General features: G+C 46.0%; 6 protein-coding genes and 1 pseudogene. 3 read left to right on the forward strand and 4 right to left on the reverse strand.

Annotated features, from left to right (window positions below; translation table 11 throughout):
- From PX481_RS12715 to PX481_RS12725, 3 genes are all read left to right on the forward strand, one after another.
- Positions 1-246, forward strand: a 246-nt coding sequence (locus tag PX481_RS12715) for an aldehyde dehydrogenase family protein (RefSeq protein ID WP_288094685.1), incomplete at its 5' end; no start/stop codon positions are given.
- Positions 247-253: 7 nt separating this feature from the next.
- Positions 254-472 (forward strand): hypothetical protein, encoded by a 219-nt coding sequence (locus PX481_RS12720; RefSeq protein ID WP_080603629.1) that lies wholly within the window; start codon positions 254-256, stop codon positions 470-472.
- A gap of 103 nt (positions 473-575) precedes the next feature.
- On the forward strand, positions 576-2,210 hold the full coding sequence (locus PX481_RS12725; RefSeq protein ID WP_002760085.1) for an alpha-D-glucose phosphate-specific phosphoglucomutase: 1,635 nt from the start codon (positions 576-578) through the stop codon (positions 2,208-2,210).
- Positions 2,211-2,484: 274 nt separating this feature from the next.
- On the opposite strand, the gene PX481_RS12730 is transcribed toward PX481_RS12725, so the two are convergent.
- The 4 genes and pseudogenes from PX481_RS12730 to PX481_RS12745 all read right to left on the reverse strand — a co-directional run.
- A complete protein-coding gene (locus tag PX481_RS12730) occupies positions 2,485-2,895 on the reverse strand; it encodes a tellurite resistance TerB family protein (protein WP_002760083.1) in 411 nt (136 codons plus the stop codon).
- On the reverse strand, positions 2,885-4,237 hold the full coding sequence (locus tag PX481_RS12735) for a 16S rRNA (cytosine(967)-C(5))-methyltransferase (RefSeq protein ID WP_288094686.1): 1,353 nt from the start codon (positions 4,235-4,237) through the stop codon (positions 2,885-2,887). The genes PX481_RS12730 and PX481_RS12735 overlap by 11 nt, the downstream gene beginning before the upstream one ends.
- On the reverse strand, positions 4,234-4,785 hold the full coding sequence (locus PX481_RS12740; protein WP_002760078.1) for an alpha/beta hydrolase: 552 nt from the start codon (positions 4,783-4,785) through the stop codon (positions 4,234-4,236). Before PX481_RS12740 ends, PX481_RS12735 begins: the two co-directional genes overlap by 4 nt.
- Positions 4,786-5,059: 274 nt before the next feature.
- Positions 5,060-5,181 (reverse strand): annotated as a pseudogene (locus PX481_RS12745) (ISNCY family transposase); the annotation flags it as partial.

Genomic DNA, 5,181 nt, shown 5'->3' on the forward strand with positions numbered 1-5,181 from the left:
GGCTTATATTCTCGCACTCCTGCCCATATTAACCGAGCTATGCAGGAATTTGAAGTGGGAAACCTCTATATTAACCGGGGAATCACCGGCGCGATTGTCTCCCGTCAACCCTTCGGGGGTTTCAAGATGTCGGGGGTAGGTTCCAAGGCTGGGGGTCCCGATTATCTGCTGCAATTCCTCGAACCTCGTCACATCAGCGAGAATATTCAACGTCAGGGATTTGCACCGATTGAAGGGGCCGATTAAGCAATTTATGGCTAGGGTTTGCGGCAAAAAGTTTGTTGGTGGGGTCAGGAGTCAGGAGACAGGAGACAGGAGACAGGAGACAGGAGACTCCGAGACAGGAGTCAGCTTTTTTCTCCCTGCTCCCTTCCCCCCACTTCCCTATCTCCCCACTCCCCTATCTCCCCCCGCAACGCGCACGAAGTGGTCTCCCCACTCTCCTAGACTTTTTAAACAAGATTTAGTATGACAGGGGACTCCCCAGCTGTTGTCTTTCCTAGCTGATTTCTTGGCTGTCAACCTACTGCTATATACTTAAGTTGAGAATTGCGTCGGCCTATCAAGAAAAGACTATGACGATTGAAACCGTTGCCACAAAACCCTTTAGTGACCAGAAACCGGGGACTTCTGGATTGCGAAAATCCGTTCCCGTTTTTCAACAACCCCATTATCTGGAAAATTTTATTCAAGCTATCTTCAATACTTTAGACGGTATCGAGGGTCAAACCCTAGTTGTCGGTGGAGATGGTCGTTATTATAACCGTCAAGCTATTCAAACTATCCTGAAAATCGCCGCCGCTAACGGTATCGGTAGAATACTCGTGGGAACCGATGGTATTGTCTCCACTCCCGCTATTTCTGGGTTAATTCGTGAAAATAACGCTTTTGGCGGTATTGTTCTCTCCGCTAGTCATAACCCCGGCGGTCCAGAGGGGGATTTTGGCATTAAGTACAACATTACTAACGGCGGACCGGCCCCGGAAAATATCACCGATGCAATTTATGCCGAGACTAAGGTGATTAGCAGTTATAAAATCCTCTCAGGGGCCGATATTAATCTCGATCGCCCCAGTTCCTTTAAACTGGGAACTATGGATGTGGAAGTGATCGATGCGGTCACTCCCTATGTCAAAATGATGGAAAAGATTTTTGATTTCGATCGCATTCAGACCCTACTCACTTCTGGTAAGTTTAAAATGTGCATGGATTCTCTCCATGCGGTAACCGGTCCCTACGCTTATGCTCTATTTGAACAGCGTTTAGGCGCGCCCAAAGGTACAGTATTAAATGGTATTCCCCTAGAGGATTTTGGTGGTGGTCATCCCGATCCTAACCTAGTCTATGCCCATGATCTGGTAGAAATTCTCTTTGGTCAAGAGGCCCCGGATTTTGGGGCTGCTTCCGATGGAGATGGCGATCGCAATATGATCCTCGGTCAGAATTTTTTTGTTACCCCCAGTGATAGTTTGGCGGTACTAACAGCCAACGCTCATCTAGTACCGGGCTATCAAAATGGTATCACGGGAGTAGCGCGATCGATGCCCACCAGTGCGGCGGCCGATCGAGTAGCGGCTAAACTGGGAATTGACTGTTATGAAACTCCCACCGGTTGGAAATTCTTCGGTAATTTGTTAGATGCGGGGAAAGCAACCCTTTGCGGGGAGGAAAGTTTCGGCACGGGTTCCAATCATATTCGCGAAAAAGATGGTTTATGGGCGGTTCTTTTCTGGTTAAATATTTTGGCAGTTAAAGGGGAATCGGTAGAGGAAATTGTTCGCAGTCATTGGCAAGAATTCGGTCGTAATTTCTATTCTCGTCATGATTATGAAGAAGTCGCATTAGAACCGGCAAAAGAGATGATGGCACGTCTCCAGAAGTTGGTTTTAGACCTTAAGGGTAAACAATTTGGTAACTATGAAGTGGAATATGCCGATGATTTTAGCTATACGGATCCCGTGGATGGTAGTGTGAGTAAAAATCAAGGTATTCGCATTGGTTTTACCGATGGTTCTCGGATTATTTATCGTCTATCGGGTACGGGAACTAAAGGAGCAACTCTCCGGGTTTATCTAGAAAGTTATGAACCGGACGCAAGTAAACACGATATCGACACCCAAAAGGCCCTACAACCCTTAATTGATTTAGCCGAAGAAATCGGTCAAATTCGTCAATCTACCGGACGGGAACAACCCACAGTTATTACCTAAAATCTAGGGATCAGCTATCAGTTTTTATCGGGGAAATTTTTGACCTGCTCATCACTAATTAGGGTTTGCGGCAAAAAGTTTTTCGTGGGGGTAGGGTGTGGGGTGTGGGGTGTGGGGTGTAGGGTTTTACCGATTTTGAGGGGGTCAACTACCTAATTTTCAGGGAAAAAGTCCCAGAATTTTCCCCCCCATCACTCCCAGATATGGTACTTTTTGATTGACAAAAAGTCTAAAAGTCTTACCCAACAAGGTTTTTAGATTTATTCAGCCAACCCTAATTACTTCCAGTAATTGCCCTGTGGTACAATTTCTGAATTCCCGTGACTAATTTATCTAACATCGATCGATGGCTATCATGAGTCGGATCGAAACTCTGCACTTTGGTTAATAATTTCGCTTCCTGTATATCCACGTCGTCATCGCTATAGATTAAAGTGCTAATCGATGTTAGTAGATCTTGATAGATTTCTGGACTAGGATTATCGCCTAAATAGGACTCTAACCATCGATAACATTCACTGGTTTTAACTGGTTTTAGTTCCGATAATAGTGGTTTTATCTCCGGATCATCATCAAGTTTTTCCCTCACAGCTACCTGTCGTAAATAATTTCTTTCTGATGGTTGAATGACACCATCAATCCAAGCAACACCGATGAGAATTTTCAGTAATTGTTTATTTTTCATCCCACACTTCCTTGACTAACTTAGCCATAAAAAAACCGTCTTGATTATGTCGATGGGGTAACACTTCGATCGCTCCTGTTTCTGTATAGTATTCTGAGAAGCATGAATTAGAGTCAGGAGTGGCCATTTTCCAATCGGGATGAGCGGCTAAAAACTGCTCGATCACTCTTTCATTTTCTAACGGATCGAGAGTACAGGTGGCATAAACTAAGATTCCCTTCGGTTTTACCCAAGTGGCAGCCGAGGCTAAAAGTTCCCCCTGTCGTTTGGCTAGTACAGGTAAATTTTCCGGTGTTTGTCGCCAACGTATATCAGGACGCTTGTGCAGGGTTCCCAATCCTGAACAGGGAGCATCGATTAGTACACGATCGGCGATGCCGTGCCACTGGGGACGATCGCGACTATCCCCTAGATGTATTTCGATCGCTTTTAAGTCTAATCTTTTAATATTGGCTTCTAACTGTCGTAAACGGGATGCCGTTTGATCACAGGCTAATATTCTACCCTGATCGCCCATTAATTCGGCAATATGAGTGGTTTTTCCTCCCGGTGCCGCACAAGCGTCGATAATTGTCTCTCCGGGCTGGGGATCGAGTAGATAAGTGACTAATTGGGCGCTAATATCCTGTAGGGTGTAATTTCCGGCTCGAAATCCCTCTAAACGCTCAATATTGCCTAAACCAGAGGTTAAACGGCAAGCTAGAGGTAACTTAAGATAATTAAAAGTTATATTGGCTGATTCTAACTCATTTTCTAGGGCTTCTAGGCTAGTTTTCAGGGGATTAATCCGAATATCGAGGTCAGGAGAGCGATTAAACCATTGACACAGTTGTTCCGTTTCCGTAACACTAAAGCGATCTAACCACAATTGCACCAACCAATCGGGGAAACTGTGGAGAATACCCAATCTAGAAGCGGTATTTTCCGGTAAAAGTAAAGGATCGTCGCCATTAGCAGTTAAACGGAGATATTGCCGCAGCATTCCGTTAACCACCGCCGCTAATTTGCCTAAATGACTGATTTTAGTTAATTCTACCGCCGTATTCACCGCCGCCGATGGGGGAATCTGGGATAGATAACGCAGTTGATAAAGACCAATATGGAGAATTCGCCGTAAATCCGGGGGTTGCTGGGCCGCAGTTTTTTTCCCCAAGCGATCGAGCAGCGCATCCAAAGTTCTTTGTCGGCGCATTATACCATAAACAATCTCCGTTGTCAAGGCTTTGTCAAGACAATTTAAGGAACTAGCGGACAAATGGCGATCAAGAGCGCGATCGGGATAGGCGGAGGAGCGATCGATATCCCGTAAAATCAGCAAAGCCAGCTGACGAGCATTATTCATGCAGTTTCTAGACGATTGCGGAGGAATTGGCGTAAAATAGTCAGTGCCGGAATCGGGATTTCGTGACCCATATTTAACTCGTGATATTCGACGTTAACCCCCAAACCAAGCAGTAAATCTCTGGCTTGACGAGCAGCAGCGATAGGAACGACGGGATCCTGCTTACCATGAACAATTAAGACATTTTGTGGGCCTTGGGGATGGGGTTCACCGTGCAGATAACCACTCAAGGAACCCAATCCCGCCAAGGGTAAAGATAAACCCACATCCAGCGTCATCGCTCCCCCTTGGGAAAAACCGGTCAAAAAAGTCCGCTCTAGGGGAATGCCGGTGGTTGCTTCTAGGGAAATAATCCAATCGTGCAACTGTTGACGACTAGGGACTAAACCTTGATAATCGGAGGTTTCTAAAGCATACCAGGCGCGTCCCCCCGGCACTTGGGGATGATCGAAGGGAGCATTAGGAAACAAAAATTGACAATCAGCTAGATCCAGCATCGATGCAAGGGGGGCCAGATCCATGGCATCTGCACCCCAACCGTGCAGCATGATCACTAGATAGCGAGCGGGATTTTCCGGGGAAGGGGGAATGACAATCGGGTTAAAAGACAGAGTTTTTTCCTCGCAATTCTCTTTTTTCTCTATTCTATAGCGGTTTTCCCCGGGGTGAGATGGGTGTTGGGGGAGTCTTTTCAGTGATCAGCTTCTGAAGGCAAAAGGCACTCATGCAAAAGGCAGCTTTATTCTCCCAACTCCGGCACTCCCAACTCCCATCACCCCACACCCCACACCCCACACCCCACACCCTGTCCCCAGGAAAAACTTTTTCAGCATACCCTAAATAGCAACCAATAATTTCCCTTGTCTTTCTATCAATTAACCGCCAAATATAAACCTTTATCGTCTTAGAAAAAACCCAAGACCACATCTCATCACATTCTCTAA

Source organism: Microcystis sp. M53603_WE2 (genome assembly GCF_030065435.1).

What these genes read in the sequence shown, in the direction of transcription:
- PX481_RS12720 (WP_080603629.1), top strand. Translation starts at nt 254, where the DNA reads ATGGCTAGGGTTTGCGGCAAAAAGTTTGTTGGTGGGGTCAGGAGTCAG.
- PX481_RS12725 (WP_002760085.1), top strand. Translation starts at nt 576, where the DNA reads ATGACGATTGAAACCGTTGCCACAAAACCCTTTAGTGACCAGAAACCG.
- PX481_RS12730 (WP_002760083.1), bottom strand. Translation starts at nt 2,895, where the DNA reads ATGAAAAATAAACAATTACTGAAAATTCTCATCGGTGTTGCTTGGATT.
- PX481_RS12735 (WP_288094686.1), bottom strand. Translation starts at nt 4,237, where the DNA reads ATGAATAATGCTCGTCAGCTGGCTTTGCTGATTTTACGGGATATCGAT.
- PX481_RS12740 (WP_002760078.1), bottom strand. Translation starts at nt 4,785, where the DNA reads ATGCTGCACGGTTGGGGTGCAGATGCCATGGATCTGGCCCCCCTTGCA.